The organism is Nocardioides sp. NBC_00850, from assembly GCF_045207335.1.
In the GTDB taxonomy this organism is placed as follows: Bacteria; Actinomycetota; Actinomycetes; order Propionibacteriales; family Nocardioidaceae; genus Nocardioides.
The window spans coordinates 1,189,082-1,205,062 of sequence record NZ_CP108845.1; the positions used below are offsets into that span (position 1 = coordinate 1,189,082).

Sequence of the window (15,981 nt, forward strand, 5' to 3'; positions counted from 1 at the left end):
GGGGTGGCGAATCGGGTTGCGCTGTTCGCTCCTGGCGGATCCAGCCACGTTTGTCGGTGCTCGCCGCTAGCGTGATGTTCATGAGGCGCCCGCATGAGAACGTCGCTACGGTCCTGGTGGACCCGCGCGTTCTGGGCGACATCGAGATCGAGCTGATGTCGCTCGACATGCCGTTGTGGCGGGTGTGCGCTGCGCCGATCGTGAAGGACGGGCAGCGGCTCGCGTTCCAGGTCCGCCACCGGCTGCTGATGTCCAAGCGGGGCGAGTGGGACTGCGCCAAGGACTGGGTCCCGGTCTGGATCGGCTTCGGTTCGAGCTGGGCGTTCCCCGGCGAGGCCATCCCGTGGCCGGCCCACAAGGCGCTGTGGACGCTCCTCGAGGGCTACTCCGACAACGTCCGCTACAACAAGCGGCTCGGCGGCATCCCTAGGATTCCGCGGCTGCGGGAAGCCTGCTAGACCTCGCCGTTGGACACGTCTTCGTAGTGGAACTCCTCGAGGAGGTTGGCTGCCGTCGAGACTGCGGTGGCGACGGCCTCATTGGGCACGTCACACATCCTCAGCGCCGCTGCCGCGATGCGGTCTGCCCGCTGAGGGGTCACTGCCGCCCCAGCGTTGCGGATGTCGGTGACGACCTCGATCGAGTGCATCAGCATCTCGCCGAGTTCCCGAGCGTCGGTATCGGCAGCGACGCTGGGTGACGCAGACTGGAGGCCGAAGCGGCCGTAGGCGTCGACCAGTTCTTGGCGGGCGTGGTGGAACTCGGCGTAGACCTCGCTGCTGGTCACGTCGGATTGTCCGTAGAGAATGCCGACGTTGTGGGGTGCCTCGGTCAGGGTACGGATGTCGATGAGCGCGAGGAGGTAGAGCGCGGTCGCACGGGTCTGGGGTGGGACCAAGGCCTCGATCTTGGCGACCTTGTCCACGGTGGGACGTACGGAACGCTGCAAGAGTTCGGCGAGGATCTCGTCCTTCCCTGCGAAGTGATAGTAGAGACTCGCTTGGCGGATGCCGACCCGCTCCGCGATCTCCCGGGTCGAGGTGGCCGCAAACCCACGAGTCACGAACAGTTCTGCCGCCGCGTTGAGCACCTGGTCACGCGGTGATGCGGCGCTGCTGCTGGGGACGTGCCGTGGGCGTCCTGGGCTCGGTCGCCGGGTTGTCATCGGCTGGCCCCTGAGGTAATCGCCTGCTGGGTCACGTCCACGTCCTCATCCTCCGATCACGACCATCACTTGGATCGGCCAAGGCGGCGGGGCATGAGAGTCGCACCTACCCGGTGCACACTCAAGGGCTCCCGCCGCCTCGGCCGTGCTCCCAACCTGCCGCCCTGATGAAGCAGGCACTAGATGCCTGGTGTCGCCCCACGTGTAGGCCACGTGTAGGCCACAATCAAGGACATGGAGATCGGGGAACGGATTCGCCAGCACAGGCAGGAACTCGGCTGGAGCCAGGACAGGTTGGCTGCCGAGGCATGTCGTGCGGCCGGAGTCACCGTCGGCACATTGGGTCGTCAGGAGATCTATCGCTGGGAAAAGGGCAAGCGCACGCCGCGTGAGTGGCTCTCGTTCATCGCCAAGGCTCTCGGCACAACCCAGGACGTGCTGACGTCACCGGAGCCGGACATAGCGTACGGACCCTCCCTCGGCGGCATATGGCACAGTCACTACGCCTACGAGAGCACCGCGCGGGGCACCATCTCGCGCCACCACCATGTAGTCATTCTCCAAAGCGGCAACCGGCTGTCGGCTGAGAGCCTTCCGAACTCCAACGATTCGCCGGTGTCATTGGCGCTGACCATGCGAGGCCCTATCGGAACAGGCACGTGGACCGAGCAGACAGCCGTCGACGGCTACTACCAAGGAGCGGTGTATCACGGGGCGATCCAGGTGATCGTGGATCCCACTGGACGCAGCATGGCAGGCCGGTGGGTCGGGTTCGACAAGGAGTTCCGCGTGGACTCCGGGCCTTGGAACCTCGACCTGGTCGACACCGCCACTGATGCCGCGACACGTCAGCGATACGACATCAGCCCAACGGGGTCAAGGGTCGATTGACGGACACGGCGCACGTCGTACGCTGCCGAAGCGGCCACCGTGTGCGGCGCAGTCGGATAGCGTGCAACGGTCCGGGAACGCCCTGCGTTGAAGGAGTCGGCGATGGCATCGAGCGAAGGCGTACGCAGCTTTGAAGGGATCTGGCTTTCGCGGTATGTGATTCACCGCTCTGGCCACTCCATGGACGAGGTCTACGAACACTCGATCGTAGTTCGCGAGCAGGGTGATCACCTGTTCGCCACCAGTCTCCCGCACCCGTCGGGCTCGACCGTGAGCCTGGATCTCGCAATTGAGCCGCCGACGGCCACCGGTACTTGGCGCGAGGCTACTGCCTCGGACGGCCCCTACGAAGGGGCCACCTACCATGGCGCGCTTCAGTTGATCATCGCCCCAGACGGGCTCAGCATGAACGGCCTATGGATCGGCTTCGGGCGTCGCCTGGACATGAATACGGGCGAATGGACACTGACCCTGCAAAGTAGGTCGACACACACGGATGCTCGGTAGGTCGTGCGATCGAGATACGTCAGTTGCATACTCCGCGAGACCGCGAACCGAAGCGACGGGTTCAACGGCAGATGCTCCTCGCCTCGGATCACCCCGACCGATCCGAACCCGAAGTAGGCCCCCACTGCGGCAGTCGCCCTGATGTGATTCGAATACGCCCCACCAAACGTCAGCAGATTCTCGAACCCCAACTCCCGGGCAGTCGCAATGTTGTACTTCAACTTGCGCCACTTGTTCCCAGGAACCTCCGGATGAATCAGATCATCCCGTTTCAGCAGGACCCGCACGCCCGCCGCCGCGCATCGGTCATCGTCGATCTCGACAACCGGCGACGGCAACTGAAGCTCCGTAACCAGCCCATCCTCCACCCGGCCAGCATGACAGGTCAGCACGCGACAACCTCTCCGTGCGCGAACGAAAATTCGTTCGCCCGGCAATCAGTTCCAACTGCTGAGCACGTCGTGGCGTGCCATGCCGATGGCGTACGTGCCATCGCTGGTCATGACTGGGTCACCTAGTGGCGGCTGAGCTTCGAGTCACCGCAGAACGTGTTCGCGGGCTGCCGGATCGGGCCGCCGCTCGATCTGCTTCCAGGTCGGGTCGATCACGGGGAACATCGTGACCACGAAGTACGCGATCCCGCAGGCCACCAGCGCGGTGGTGAGGCCGAACGCCGAGACCAGGCTGCCGCCGAGCAGCCCGCCGAGCGGCATCAGCCCCCAGGCGAAGGCCGATATCAGCGACATCACCCGGCCGAGCACGTGGGCCGGGATCCGCTCGAACTGGATCGCTCCGAGGATCGGGTTGATGAACCCGCTGCTGGTCCCGCCGATCGCGAACACCACGAACACCACCCACAGCGGCGCCCCGAAGGCGATCACCAGGAACCGTGGGATGCCGGTGATGAGGAAGCAGGCCAGGTACGTCGGGTAGCGGCGCATCCGGTCGCCGAGCGCCGCGGCCACGGCCGACCCCACCGCGGAGAAGCCGGAGAAGGTGGCGAACAGCAGGCCGATCGTCTCGGGGCCGGCGTGCTGCTGGCCCCATACCGGCATCAGCACGCTGCTCCAGGCCAGGTCGATCAGGTTGGTCAGCGCGACCATGAACGCGATCCCGAGGAGCACCCGGTCGCGGCGGAGGAAGTGCCAGCCCTCGGCGAGCTGAGCCCGGTAGGGGGTGGGCCGTGCGGGGAGCTCCGCGGCGGGCTCCTCGGGCTCCGGGCCTCGGGCCCTCGTCAGCCCGGCGGTCGTCACGGCGAGCACCAGAGCGCCGAGGGCGAACGAGGCGGCGTCGATGATGATCGCGTCGGTCGCGCCGACCAGGCCGATCAGCAGCCCCGCCGCGGCGGCGCCGAGCATCGAGGCGGTGCGCTCGACGAACGAGTGGAGCCCGGTGGCCCGCTCCGTCGGCACACCGGCCGCTTCGACCAGCTGCGGGATCATCGACGACTTCGCGGAGTCACCGGGGCCGCGCAGCGCGCCGGCAAGGGCGACGAGCGCGAGCAGGATCGGGAAGTGCAGCAGGCCGGCTACGTACAGCAGTGGGATGAGGCCGACCACGACGGCCGAGCCGAGGTCGCAGGCGATCGCGACGCGGCGTGGGCCGATCCGGTCGATGATCGGGCCGCCGAAGATCTTGCTGAGCACCAGCGGTGTCATCTCGAAGAGCGCGATCAGGCCGGCCTTGGCGGGACTGCCGGTCGTCTCGAGCACGAACCAGGGCAGCGCCAGCATCGAGATGCGGGTGCCGACCAGCGAGATGGTCTCGGCGGCGAGCCAGCCGTAGAGGGGGAGCTTCATGGCCTATCTCTCCTGGTCTGTTCCGACGTGACCCGGCAGCGGGAAGACGTGGAACTGGAACATCACTGCCTCGCCGTCGGGCTCCTCCTCGAGGTCGTCGATGATCTTGTTGACCTGCTCCTCCACCCGGGATGCCTGGCTCGGGGTGAGGCGTACGACCCGGTCGTTGAGGCCGAAGGCCTCGCGCCACTCCTGGGGGAGGAGCGCCCGCTCCTCGATCGCCTCCTGGAGGCGCTGGGCGTAGATGGTGACGACCGTCTGCAGGTAGGCGTCGAGGGTCTCGCGGCCCTCGGGGGTGTCCGGTACGTCGCTGTCGCCGGTCACGGTCGCCTGGTGGGCGGCCCTCCACCAGCGCTCCCGGGCGTTGCCGCGGGTCTCGTCGTCCTCGATGAACCCGTGCTGCGCGAGCTGCCGGAGGTGGTAGGACGTCGCGCCGGAGTTGATGCCGAGCCGGGCGGCCAACGTGGTCGCCGTCGCCGGGCCGTCGACACGGAGGATCCCGAGCATGCGTACGCGCACGGGGTGGGTGAGGGCCTTGAGCTGGTCGACTCCGGGGACGATCTCGCGTGCTGCCATGGGACCACGGTAGACCGCAAAGAGATCTTTGCAAATAGATTTATGCGGTTCGGCTGAAAATCGAGTAACCAGGTGAACAAAGCCTGGATAGCGCGGTTACCCTGTCCGGGTGACGACAGACGCCGCGCCGCCCACGCCGACCTCCACCCCGACGGTGGCGATCATCGGAGGAGGAGCAAGCGGCACGTTGACCGCGATCAACCTGCTCCGCCGCGGTGCTTCGGTGACGTTGTTCGAGTCGCGCGGAGAGGCGGGCTACGGAGTGGCCTACTCGACCACCGACGGCCGCCATCTCCTCAACGTCCGGGCCAACAACATGTCGGGCTTCCCCGACGACCGTGACGACCTGCTCGACTGGGCGGCCGAGGCCGGCATCGAGCTCGGCCCGATCGACTTCCTGCCCCGGCGCGACTACGCGCGCTACCTGCGCGACCGGCTCGCGCACGCGGCCGCGGCTGGTGCCGGAACGCTGGAGACGGTCGGCGAGACGGTCATCGATGTCGAGCCGGTCGGTGCTGGCTTCCGGGTGCTGACCGGCGACGACGAAGGGCATGTCGCGGACGCCGTCGTCCTCGCCTACGGCAACCCGCCGCCCCAGCCCCTGGCCGGCCTCCCCGAGGCGCCGTGGAACCTATCGGACCCCTGGGACGTCGCCCGGATCAGCGCGCTGCCCGTCGATGCGACCGTGCTCGTTGTCGGCACCGGCCTGACCGCCGTCGACACGACCGTCACGCTCCTCGACGACTCCCCGGAGCGCAGGGTGATCATGGTGAGCCGTCACGGCCTGGTCCCCAACCCCCATGTCGATGACCAGTTCACCTCCTGGGTGACCCCGATCCCCGACGGCCCGCTGACCGCCGACGGCATCGCCGGCCTCGTACGCGACCAGATCGAGCACGCGGCCGGCCTCGGCGTCGACTGGCGTGCCGTCATCGACGGCCTCCGTGGCCCGACCCAGTCGATCTGGCGCCGCCTGCCCGAGCCGGAGCGCCGTCGCTTCCGCGAGGTCTACGCCCGCGAGTGGGAGGTACGCCGCCACCGCATGGCTCCACGCATCGCCGCCCTCCTCGACGCCTACCGGGCCGAGGGACGCCTGGAGATCTTCGGCGGCGGAGTGCTCGGCTGCCGGGTGGACGCTGCCGACCAGCCGGTCGTCTCCCTGGCCGACGGCGACCGCGAGGTCACCGCGGTGATCAACTGCACCGGCCCCTCACCCGACATCGCCCGCACCGACAACCCGCTCCTGCTCGCGCTCCAGAAGCGCGGCCTGATCGCCCCCGACCCCCTCCGCCTCGGCATCGACGTCACCGAGGACGGCCACGTCATCGGAGCAGACGGCAGCGTCGTACCCAATCTTCTGACCGTCGGCCCGCCCTGCAAGGGCGCGCTCTACGAGGCCACCGCCATCCCCGAGATCCGGGGCCAAGCGGCAGCAGTCGCAGCCCACCTCACCGCCGAATAGGCAGTTCTGGCGGCCGAGAAATCAGTTGTGGGCGACGAAACTGTCGTCTCGTCGCCCACAACTGCAGATTCGGCTGGCGCTCAGCCCAGGTGGAGCTGGCGGTCGGTGCGCGCGAAGGTCTCGGCGGCGAGCTCGGGGTCGGCGCTGAGCTCGGCACCGGTGGCCGGGATCATCGTCTTGAGCTGGGGCTGCCAGCCGTCCCAGCGGTCGGGGAAGCAGCGGCGCAGGACGTTGAGCATGATCGCCGGTGCGGTCGAGGCACCGGGGGAGGCGCCGAGCAGGCCGGCGATGGTGCCGTCCTCGGCGGTGATGACCTCGGTGCCGAACTGGAGTACGCCGTCGGGGCGGATGACCTGCACCCGCTGGCCGGCGATGACCCGGTCCCAGTCCTTGCGGTCGGCGGCGGGGAAGAAGTCGAGAAGGTCGTCGAACTTCTTGCGCGGCGAGCGCAGCAGCTCCTTGACCAGGTAGACGGTGAGATCCATGTTGGTCAGCCCGGCCCGCAGCATCGGCACCAGGTTGTGGGGCCGCACCGAGAGGAACAGGTCGGTGAGCGAGCCGGTCTTGAGGAAGCGCGGGCTCCAGCCGGCGTACGGCCCGAACATCAGGTGCGTCTTGCCCTCGACATAACGCGTGTCGAGGTGGGGCACCGACATCGGCGGAGCGCCGACGGCGGCCTTGCCGTAGGCCTTGGCGCGGTGCTCGGTGACGAGCTCCGGCTTGGACGTACGCAGGAACTCACCCGAGACGGGGAAGCCGCCGAAGCCGCGGATCTCCCGGATGGCGGCCTTCTGCAGCAGCGGCAGCGCGTAGCCGCCGGCGCCGACGAAGACGAAGCGGGAACGCAGGTGGTACTTCCCGGTCTCGTTGCGGCCGTAGATGTGCCAGAAGCCGTCCATGGTCTGGTGCAGGTCGGTGACCTCGGAGCCCGTCTCCAGGTCGGCGCCCTTGTCCACCAGGGTGCGGGTCAGGATCGAGGTGAGCGAACCGAAGTCGACGTCGGTGCCGGCGTTGGTCCAGGTGGCCGCGATCGGCTCGTCGGCGAGCGACTTGGCCGAGCGGCCCTCGAGCAGCAGCGGCGCCCAGCCCTTGATGATCTCGGGGTCCTCGCTGAACTCCATCCCGCTGAAGAGCGGGTGGACCGAGAGTGCCTCGTAGCGCTTGCGCAGGTAGTCGACGTTCTCGGCGCCCCACACGAAGGACATGTGCGGCACGGTGTGGATGAACTTGTCCGGGTCCGGGATGCGGCCGTTCTCGACCAGGAAGGACCACAGCTGACGGGAGAGCTGGAACTGCTCGTTGACGTTGATCGCCTTGGAGATGTCGACCGAGCCGTCGGCGTTCTGCGGGCTGTAGTTGAGCTCGCACAGCGCGGAGTGACCGGTGCCGGCGTTGTTCCACGGGCCGGAGGACTCGGCGGCGGGTGAGTCGAGCCGCTCGATCAGCTTGATGGACCAGCTGGGCTCGAGCTCCTGGAGGAGCACGCCCAGGGTGGCGCTCATGATGCCGCCGCCGATCAGCACTACGTCAAGAGGTTCGTCCACAGGTCTTTTGTCTCGCTTTTGGGGCCGCAATGGTTAATCGGGGTCCTTAGATCGGTCTAACTTGTGGGCAACTTCACTGCCCGGACCCGATCGTGTTTCAGTCTGTCATTGTGGCTCACCGCACATGCCGGGGACAGATCAGGGTGGAGTTACGCTCGGCCGGTGCCCCGCCTCTCTGACTCTCATCGCGCCTGGATCGACGAAGCCGTACGCCGCGTCGAGGCCGACGCGCAGCGCTCGGCCGACACCCATCTGCACGTCGTTCCGCTCCCCGTCCGCGGCGGTACGAGCGGCGGTGTCGACCTCTATCTGAAGGACGAGTCGGTTCATCCCACCGGCTCGTTGAAGCACCGTCTGGCCCGGTCGCTGTTCCTCTACGCGGTCTGCAACGGCTGGCTCCACGAGGGCTCGACGGTCGTCGAGGCCTCCTCCGGATCCACCGCGGTCTCGGAGGCCTACTTCGCCGGCCTCCTCGGGCTGCCGTTCGTCGCGGTCATGCCGCGTTCGACCTCGGAGGAGAAGGTGCGCCTGATCGAGTGGCACGGCGGTCGCTGCCACTTCGTCGACCGCGCACCCGACATGTACGCAGAGGCCGAGCGCCTCGCCCGCGAGTGCGGCGGCCACTACATGGACCAGTTCACCTACGCCGAGCGGGCGACCGACTGGCGCGGCAACAACAACATCGCCGAATCGATCTTCGACCAGATGTCGCAGGAGCGACACCCGGTGCCGACCTGGATCGTCGTCTCGGCCGGCACCGGCGGCACCTCGGCGACGATCGGCCGCTACCTCCACTACCGCCGCCACCCCACCAGGCTGATGGTCGCCGACCCGGAGAACTCCGCCTTCTACGGCGGCTGGGAGACGGACACCTCCGACTACGCCACCGGGATGCCGTCGCGTATCGAGGGGATCGGCCGGCCGCGGGTCGAGCCGTCCTTCGTCGGCGGGGTCGTCGACGACATGGTCCAGGTCCCCGACGCGGCGTCGATCGCGACGATGCGCTGGCTCTCGGCCCGGATGGGCCGCTCGGTCGGCCCCTCGACGGGCACCAACGTGTGGGCATCGCTGGGTGTCGTACGCGAGATGTCCGAGGCCGGCACCGAGGGCAGCGTCGTCTCGCTGCTGTGCGACTCCGGGGAGCGCTACCGCTCGTCCTACTACGACGACGGCTGGGTGAGCGAGAAGGGCATCGACCTGGCTCCGTACGCCTCGGCCCTCGCCGACTACGAGCGCACCGGCGTCCTCGTCGACCCGTCCTGACGCGCCCAGATCCGCAGTCCCAGCGTGATCAGCGCCCACACCCCGGCGACGATCAGGATCTCGTTGAGGACGTAGACCGGCCACGGCCCGAGCAGGTCGAGCATCGAGCCCGACTCCGGCTTGTAGCGCAGGTAGCCGTAGTTGGCGTCGAGGACGAGGTTGAGGACGTACGCCACGGCGGCCCACGCCGCCGTGGTCGCGACCGTCCAGCCGTAGTCGCGCCACCGGGGTAGCAGCTTGAGCCCGAAGACCAGGTAGACCGCGGCGGTCACGATCATCAGATGCTGGCCCCAGAAGGTGAAGTAGCTGACGTCCGGGAAGTCCATCACGTCCGGGGTGAAGACGCCCTGCGTGGTCAGCGTGAGACCCCAGAAGCAGGTCAGCGCGGTCGGGTAGGGATGGTGGGTCCACAGCGCGACCGCCGCCGCGACCCACGCCAGGTCGCACAGGTGCATCGGCAGATCGATGAAGAGATCGAAGTCGGTGACCCACTCGTGGGCCTGCAGCGGGATCGTCGTCAGCGGGATCGCGAGCGCGAATCCTCGTGAGAATCTCGACGGCTTCGTGTCGGCCCGCTGCTGTCTGCCCAGCCAGACGACAGCCACTATCCCTGCCGTGAGCAGGGACAACGGCACCAGGTGGGACAGACCGTAAGCCTGCATGACGGAAGTCTGACCGGAATCTCGAAAAAATTCTTCCCAACTCGCGTCATGGGTCCGCGGGTGGCCCGTTTCATCGGCGAGAAGGTCGCCCACCGGTGGGGGGTGGACGAACTTCCAGGTGGCGGTCCCTCTGAATGCGCACTGCGGGGGTGGTGTGCAATCAGAGGGACGCCTCGCTTTTAGGTGCTCTCAGCGGGCCGTGCCGGTCACCGCAGTCGCGTAGAGGTCCTCGTCGTGATGGATCTCCGCGACGAGCCCCTGCTCTCGCATCAGGCTCGCGGTGATCGGTGCCTGCTCCTGGCCGGCCTCGATCACGAGTACGCCGCCGGGGGCCAGGTGCTTCGGCGCCTGCTCGATCACCCGGCGCTGGACGTCGAGCCCGTCCGCGCCGCCGTCGAGAGCGACGTGGTGCTCGTGGTCGCGCGCCTCGGGCGGCATGTTCCGGATCTGGTCGCTCGGCACATAGGGAGCGTTGGCCACGATCACGTCGAGCTCGAGGTCGTGGGGGAGCGGGTCGTACAGGTCGCCGAGGAGCACCCGCCGGGTCCGGTGATCGAGCTTGTCGAGATTCCACCGAGCGCACTCGGCCGCCGCCGGGTCGATGTCGGTGGCCCAGACCTCCGCCTCTGGAAGACGTGCCGCGATGGCGGCACCCAGCGCTCCGGTCCCGCAGCCGAGATCGAGCACCTTCCGGGCCGTGCCTCGCTCGGCCGTCCGGCAGGCGAGCTCGACCATCAGCGCCGAGCGCTGCCGGGGCACGAACACGCCTGGCGCGACCCGGATCCGGAGCCCGCAGAACTCGGCCCAGCCCAGGATGAGCTCCAGCGGCTCGCCGGCCACGCGGCGTACGACCATCTCCTCCCGCTCCGGGGCGGAGACCGGGGCGGACTCGAGCAGGGCCGCCTCGTCCTCGGCGAAGACACAGCCGGCGGCGCGGAGCCGGGCGACGAGCCCCGGATCGGGAGATGTGGAGGTCATTGGAGAAGATTGGCACGTGGACGCCGTGACCCTGATCGGATTTATCGTGGCCGGATATGCCGCGTTCGTGACGATCGCGGCCGTGCTCGGCGTGGTGCTGAAGGCGCCCCGGCCGAAGTGGCTCGACCAGGTCGCGTGGATGCTGGAGATCCTGGCGGTCGTGCTGGCTATCGGGGCGCTGGCGGCCTGGTCGGGCGGACGCAAGCCGGAGTCGCTGTCGACCTTCCTGGGCTACCTCGGCGCGCTGGTGTGCCTGATGCCGCTGGCGCTGCAGACGATGCGTACGGACCGCTCGACCTGGTCCTCGGGCGTGATCGCGGCGGCGGCCCTGGCGACAGGTGTCGTGGCCGTACGCGTCATGATGGTCCGGTGACCGTGACCTCGCCCAGCAAGACTCGTTCCGGTCCGCACCTGGTGCTGCTGACCGTCTACGCGATCTTCGTGCTCGCCGCGGGCGCACGGTCGCTGGTGCAGGTCTTCACCGACTTCGACGAGGCCCCGATCGCCTACTCGCTCTCGGTCGTCGCCGCGGCGACGTACGTCGCGGGCTGGTTCGCGATCCGCCGGGCGGCCGCCGGGTCGGCGGGCTTCGCGAAGATCATGCTGTGGATCGAGCTGGCCGGCGTGATCGTCGTCGGTGTCCTGTCCCTGGCCGTGCCGTCATGGTTCCCGGATGACTCGGTATGGTCGAAGTTCGGGAGCGGATATGGATTCGTTCCTGCCCTGTTGCCGATCCTGGGTCTGCTCTGGCTCTGGCAGCGCCCGATTTTGGGTCAACCCGAAGGAGACCGATGAGTCAGTCGACAGCCACCGCCATCTCGCCTGACTCGGGGGAGCACTGGTCCGCTCCGGGAGCGTGGACGGTCGCCGAGGGCGTACACCGGATCCCGCTGCCGCTGCCGATGGACGGGCTCAAGGCGGTCAACATCTACGTTCTCGAGGGCGACGACGGGCTCTCGCTGGTCGATGGTGGCTGGGCGATCACCGAGGGACGTACGGCGCTCGAGTCCGGCCTGAAGAAGCTCGGTTTCGAGTTCGGCGACATCCGCCGGTTCCTGGTCACCCACGTACATCGCGACCACTACACGCTCGCCTCGGTGCTCGGTCAGGAGTTCGGTGCCGACGTGCTGCTCGGCGCCGGTGACCGGCCCACCCTCGAGCTCACCAACGGCGACCTCGACGGCTGGGTCTCGACCGACCGGCTGCTCGCCCACGCCGGTGCGCACGAGCTGGCCGAGCTCTGGGCTGCCAACCCGCCGCCCGCACCCGAGCTGTCCCACTGGCGGATGCCCGACCGGTGGCTCGAGGGAGACGTACGCCTCGACGTTGCCGGCCGCGACCTCGATGCCGTGCACACCCCCGGACACACCCAGGGCCACTACGTCTATGCCGATCTGGCCGGCTCGGTCCTGTTCGCCGGCGACCACGTGCTGCCCACGATCACGCCGTCGATCGGCTTCGAGCCGGTGCCGGTCATCGACCCGCTAGGCGACTTCATGGCGTCGCTGACCAAGGTCAGGACCCTGCCCGACCTGCGCCTTCTCCCCGCTCACGGCCCGGTCGCCCCGTCCTCGCACGCCCGCGTCGACGAGCTCCTGGCCCATCACGAGTCGCGGCTCGCCCAGTCGCTCGCGTCGCTGAAGGCCGGTCGGCGCTCCGCGCTCGAGGTCGCCAACGACCTCGGCTGGACCCGCCACGAGCGCGCCTTCGCCGAGCTGGACTACTTCAACGCCGGCCTCGCGGTCATGGAGACCAAGGCCCACCTCGAGCTGTTGGCCGCCCGCGGTCAGGCCACCCGCGAGGAGACCGAGACCAGCGTCCTGTTCGCCCCCGTCAGCGAGTGAGCCGCATGGGGGTGTGCGGGATGCCGTCCTCGAGGAACTCCTCGCCGTCCTTCACGAACCCGAACTTGGCGTACCAGCCGGCCAGCGGCGTCTGAGCGTCGAGGACGACGTCGCGGTCGGTGACGGCCTCGACGGCGGCCGTCATGATCGCGTCGGCCAGGCCCTTGCCGCGGTGCGTGGGGGCGAGGACGACGCGGCCGATCCGCCACACGTCGCCGTCGTCGAGGATGCGGGCGGTGCCGGCGAGCTGGTCGCCGTCGCTCAGCACCACGTGACGCGTCCCGGGCTCGAGGTCGCGGCCGTCCAGATCGAGGTAGGGGCAGTCCTGCTCGACGATGAAGACGTCCTGGCGCAGCCGCCACAGGGCGTACGCGGTCTTCGGGGAAAGGTCGTCGAAGGACGAGATGGCGACGTCGGTCATGGGTGGATTCTCGCAACCAGTAGTGTTGGCGGGAACAGACAGGGGAGGCCGGAAGGCCTGAGAGTGCGGCGAACAGCGCCGCAGACCCTCCGAACCTGCTCCGGTTGATACCGGCGAAGGGAGTCAGAAATGCGCATGCGTACGCCTGCCATCGCTGCCACTGCTATCTCGGCGCTCCTCCTGTCCGCGTGCGGGGGCAATTCCGCCGAGCCGAACGCCGAGCCGTCGAGCGGTTCCGACGACAAGTCGGTCGTGCTGCTGACCCACGACAGCTTCACGCTGCCGAAGGAGGTGCTGGCCGAGTTCACCGAGAAGACGGGCTACACCGCCGAGATCCGGCACGCGGGCGACGGTGGCGAGCTGACCACGAAGATCGCCATGGACACCGGCAACCCCGACGGTGACGCGGTCTTCGGCGTCGACAACACCTTCGCCAGCCGCGCGATCGACCAGGGCGCGCTGGAGGCCTACACGCCGGAGACGGTCCCGGCCGGCGTCGACGAGTTCAACCTCCCGGGCGACGAGAAGCACTTCCTCACCCCGGTCGACAACGGCAGCGTGTGCGTCAACATCGACACCGAGTGGTTCGCGGCCAAGAAGCTGGCGCCGCCGGAGTCGCTCGACGACCTGGCCGAGCCTGCGTACAAGGATCTCTTCGTGACCCCCGGCGCGGCCACGTCGACGCCGGGGATGGCGTTCCTGCTGGCGACCGTCGCCGAGTACGGCGAGGACGGCTGGGCCGACTACTGGGGCAAGCTGATGGACAACGGCACCAAGGTCGTCGACGGCTGGGACCAGGCCTACTACTCCGACTTCACCCAGGGCGGCGGCAAGGGGACGCGACCGATCGTCGTGTCGTACGACTCCTCGCCGGCCTTCACCGTCAAGGACGGCAAGACGACGACCAAGGCGCTGCTGGACACCTGCTTCCGACAGGTCGAGTACGCCGGCGTGCTCGAGGGCGCCGACCACCCCGAGGGCGCCAAGGCGCTGATCGACTTCATGCTCTCCGACAGCGTGCAGGGGGCGCTGCCGGAGAGCATGTACGTGTTCCCCGTCTCCTCCGGCGTCGAGCTGCCCGCCGACTGGGCGAAGTTCGCGCAGCAGCCGACCTCGCCGCTCTCGGTGGAGCCGGAGGAGATCGACGAGAACCGGGAAGCGTGGCTGGCGACCTGGAGTGACACGATCGCGCAGTGAGCTCCACCCGTCGTGCTGTGACCCGGCGAATCGGGACCCTGGTCGCGCTCGCCGCCCTCCCGGTGGCCGTGCTGGCGGTCTTCTTCGTCCTGCCGGTCATCGGGATGGTGCAGCGCGGCCTGTTCTTCGAGGGATCCTTCGATCCGTCGGTCGTGACCAGGATCCTGGGGCGCCCGGAGATCCAGCGGGCGCTCTGGTTCACGCTGTGGTCCTCTGGGCTGGCGACGGTGCTGAGCGTCGCGCTCGGGCTGCCGGCCGCGTTCGCGCTCCATCGGCTGAGCTTTCCGATGCAGCGGGTCATCCGGGCGGGACTGCTGGTGCCGTTCGTGCTCCCCACCGTCGTCGTCGGGGTCGCCTTCCGCGAGCTCATCGGCGAGGCCGGGCTGCTGGCAGGGTTGGGGCTCGACGGGACGCCGACCGCGATCATCCTCGGGCTGGTGTTCTTCAACGCCTCGGTGGTGATCCGCGCGGTCGGCGCGGCCTGGGAGTCGCTCGACCCGCGTCCCGGGGAGGCCGCTGCCGCGCTGGGCGCCTCGCCGGCGCGGGTCCTCCTGACGATCACGCTGCCGGCGCTGCGTCCCGCGATCGTCTCCGCGGCGTCGGTGGTCTTCCTCTTCTGCGCGACCGCGTTCGGGATCGTGCTCACCCTCGGCGGGGTGCGCTACAACAGCATCGAGACCGAGATCTACAAGCTGACCTTCACCCTGTTCGACCTTCCCGGTGCCGCGGTGCTGTCGGTGCTCCAGCTGGTGGTCGTCATCGGGCTGCTGGTCGTGGCCGGCCGGCTGCGCTCGGTGCCGGATCCCGCGCAGTCCCGGGTCGTCGTACGCCGCCGGCGGGTCTCGCTGCGAGACATCCCGGCCCTGTTGTCGACGTCGGTGCTGGTCCTGCTGGTCGCCGGGCCGCTGCTCGCCCTGCTGCTCGGATCGCTGCGAGACGATGACCGGTGGAGTCTCGGGAACTACACGGCCCTGCAGACTCCCGGATTCGACCCGCCGCTTCCGGTTCCGGCCACGACCGCGCTGATGACCTCGTTGGCGGTCGCGGTGCAGGCCACGTTGGTCGCGCTGACCCTCGGTCTGCTGGTGGCGTTCGCGGTGACGCGCCGGTCCCGTTCGGTGACCGAGCGGCGGGTACGTTCCGTCCTGGACGGGCTGTTCATGGTGCCGCTCGGGGTCAGCGCCGTCACCCTGGGGCTCGGGCTCTACCTGACCCTCGGGTCGGCGCCCCTCGACTTCCGCGACGAGCCGTGGCTGGTGCCGCTGGCGCAGGCTCTGGTGGCGTTGCCCCTGGTCGTACGCACCCTGGTGCCCGTCCTGGGATCGGTCGACGACCGTCTCCGTCAGGCCGCCGCCGGGCTCGGGGCCGGGCCGTTGCGCGCGGTCATGACCGTGGACGTACCTGCCATCTGGAAGCCCCTCCTCGCGTCCTCCGGGTTCGCCTTCGCGGCGTCGCTGGGGGAGTTCGGCGCGACGTCCTTCCTCGTCCGCGAGGAGCGCCCCACCCTCCCCGTCGTCATCCTGCGGTTGCTGTCCCGCCCGGGGTCCGACAACTACGGCATGGCCCTCGCCGCCGCCTGTGTCCTCGCCGCCGCCACCGCCGTCGTGATGCTCCTCGTCGAGCGTCTCCGCGTACCTTCGATCGGAGCACTGTGAACCAGGATCGAGGTTGC

At 68.7% G+C, this 15,981-nt stretch carries 18 protein-coding genes and 1 riboswitch; of the genes, 11 read left to right on the forward strand and 7 right to left on the reverse strand.

Going from position 1 to position 15,981, the window contains the following annotated elements; translation table 11 throughout:
- The first annotated feature begins 80 nt into the window (after positions 1-80).
- Positions 81-458, forward strand: a complete 378-nt coding sequence (locus tag OH802_RS05845; RefSeq protein ID WP_355017436.1) for a hypothetical protein — start codon at positions 81-83, stop codon at positions 456-458.
- Here OH802_RS05845 and OH802_RS05850 read toward each other — a convergent pair.
- Entirely contained in the window at positions 455-1,063 is a 609-nt protein-coding gene (locus tag OH802_RS05850; RefSeq protein WP_406025991.1) for a TetR/AcrR family transcriptional regulator, read from the reverse strand. The genes OH802_RS05845 and OH802_RS05850 overlap by 4 nt on opposite strands.
- Positions 1,064-1,399: 336 nt before the next feature.
- On the opposite strand from OH802_RS05850, the gene OH802_RS05855 reads away from it, so the two are divergent.
- From OH802_RS05855 to OH802_RS05865, 3 genes are all read left to right on the forward strand, one after another.
- Positions 1,400-2,056 (forward strand): helix-turn-helix transcriptional regulator, encoded by a 657-nt coding sequence (locus tag OH802_RS05855; RefSeq protein ID WP_406025993.1) that lies wholly within the window; start codon positions 1,400-1,402, stop codon positions 2,054-2,056.
- A gap of 102 nt (positions 2,057-2,158) precedes the next feature.
- Entirely contained in the window at positions 2,159-2,563 is a 405-nt protein-coding gene (locus tag OH802_RS05860; RefSeq protein ID WP_406025995.1) for a hypothetical protein, read from the forward strand.
- Positions 2,564-2,814: 251 nt separating this feature from the next.
- Positions 2,815-3,081 (forward strand): hypothetical protein, encoded by a 267-nt coding sequence (locus OH802_RS05865; RefSeq protein ID WP_406025997.1) that lies wholly within the window; start codon positions 2,815-2,817, stop codon positions 3,079-3,081.
- 18 nt (positions 3,082-3,099) lie between these two features.
- Here OH802_RS05865 and OH802_RS05870 read toward each other — a convergent pair whose 3' ends face one another.
- Together OH802_RS05870 and OH802_RS05875 are read right to left on the reverse strand one after the other, a co-directional pair.
- A complete protein-coding gene (locus OH802_RS05870) occupies positions 3,100-4,362 on the reverse strand; it encodes an MFS transporter (RefSeq protein ID WP_406025999.1) in 1,263 nt (420 codons plus the stop codon).
- Positions 4,363-4,365: 3 nt separating this feature from the next.
- Positions 4,366-4,938, reverse strand: coding sequence for an ArsR/SmtB family transcription factor (locus OH802_RS05875; RefSeq protein ID WP_406026002.1), 573 nt, complete (start codon positions 4,936-4,938; stop codon positions 4,366-4,368).
- 109 nt (positions 4,939-5,047) lie between these two features.
- On the opposite strand from OH802_RS05875, the gene OH802_RS05880 reads away from it, so the two are divergent.
- Entirely contained in the window at positions 5,048-6,400 is a 1,353-nt protein-coding gene (locus OH802_RS05880; protein ID WP_406026004.1) for an FAD/NAD(P)-binding protein, read from the forward strand.
- A gap of 80 nt (positions 6,401-6,480) precedes the next feature.
- Here the strand turns inward: OH802_RS05880 and mqo are convergent, their stop codons facing one another.
- The gene (gene mqo / locus OH802_RS05885) at positions 6,481-7,944 is read right to left on the reverse strand and encodes a malate dehydrogenase (quinone) (protein WP_406026006.1); all 1,464 of its coding nucleotides are present in this window, start codon (positions 7,942-7,944) and stop codon (positions 6,481-6,483) included.
- A 162-nt stretch (positions 7,945-8,106) separates the two neighbouring features.
- Between mqo and OH802_RS05890 the strand changes: the two genes are divergently transcribed.
- Positions 8,107-9,207, forward strand: a complete 1,101-nt coding sequence (locus OH802_RS05890; protein WP_406026008.1) for a PLP-dependent cysteine synthase family protein — start codon at positions 8,107-8,109, stop codon at positions 9,205-9,207.
- Here OH802_RS05890 and OH802_RS05895 read toward each other — a convergent pair.
- Together OH802_RS05895 and OH802_RS05900 are read right to left on the reverse strand one after the other, a co-directional pair.
- Positions 9,171-9,869: a TIGR02206 family membrane protein gene (locus OH802_RS05895; protein WP_406026010.1), complete on the reverse strand. Its 699-nt coding sequence runs from the start codon at positions 9,867-9,869 to the stop codon at positions 9,171-9,173. The genes OH802_RS05890 and OH802_RS05895 overlap by 37 nt on opposite strands.
- Positions 9,870-10,058: 189 nt before the next feature.
- On the reverse strand, positions 10,059-10,847 hold the full coding sequence (locus tag OH802_RS05900) for a putative protein N(5)-glutamine methyltransferase (RefSeq protein WP_406026013.1): 789 nt from the start codon (positions 10,845-10,847) through the stop codon (positions 10,059-10,061).
- A gap of 16 nt (positions 10,848-10,863) precedes the next feature.
- On the opposite strand from OH802_RS05900, the gene OH802_RS05905 reads away from it, so the two are divergent.
- From OH802_RS05905 to OH802_RS05915, 3 genes are read left to right on the forward strand one after another with little or no spacing between them, the layout of a single operon-like run.
- Positions 10,864-11,220 (forward strand): hypothetical protein, encoded by a 357-nt coding sequence (locus OH802_RS05905; RefSeq protein WP_357354587.1) that lies wholly within the window; start codon positions 10,864-10,866, stop codon positions 11,218-11,220.
- Positions 11,217-11,642, forward strand: coding sequence for a hypothetical protein (locus tag OH802_RS05910; RefSeq protein ID WP_406026015.1), 426 nt, complete (start codon positions 11,217-11,219; stop codon positions 11,640-11,642). Before OH802_RS05905 ends, OH802_RS05910 begins: the two co-directional genes overlap by 4 nt.
- Positions 11,639-12,691: an MBL fold metallo-hydrolase gene (locus tag OH802_RS05915; protein ID WP_406026017.1), complete on the forward strand. Its 1,053-nt coding sequence runs from the start codon at positions 11,639-11,641 to the stop codon at positions 12,689-12,691. Before OH802_RS05910 ends, OH802_RS05915 begins: the two co-directional genes overlap by 4 nt.
- On the opposite strand, the gene OH802_RS05920 is transcribed toward OH802_RS05915, so the two are convergent.
- Entirely contained in the window at positions 12,681-13,112 is a 432-nt protein-coding gene (locus OH802_RS05920) for a GNAT family N-acetyltransferase (protein ID WP_406026019.1), read from the reverse strand. The genes OH802_RS05915 and OH802_RS05920 overlap by 11 nt on opposite strands.
- A gap of 30 nt (positions 13,113-13,142) precedes the next feature.
- A riboswitch (TPP riboswitch) is annotated at positions 13,143-13,251 on the forward strand.
- On the opposite strand from OH802_RS05920, the gene OH802_RS05925 reads away from it, so the two are divergent.
- Together OH802_RS05925 and OH802_RS05930 are read left to right on the forward strand one after the other, a co-directional pair.
- Positions 13,248-14,309: a thiamine ABC transporter substrate binding subunit gene (locus tag OH802_RS05925; protein WP_406026022.1), complete on the forward strand. Its 1,062-nt coding sequence runs from the start codon at positions 13,248-13,250 to the stop codon at positions 14,307-14,309. Its footprint overlaps the riboswitch before it by 4 nt.
- Positions 14,306-15,964: an ABC transporter permease gene (locus OH802_RS05930; protein WP_406026024.1), complete on the forward strand. Its 1,659-nt coding sequence runs from the start codon at positions 14,306-14,308 to the stop codon at positions 15,962-15,964. The genes OH802_RS05925 and OH802_RS05930 overlap by 4 nt, the downstream gene beginning before the upstream one ends.
- Positions 15,965-15,981: the final 17 nt, after the last annotated feature.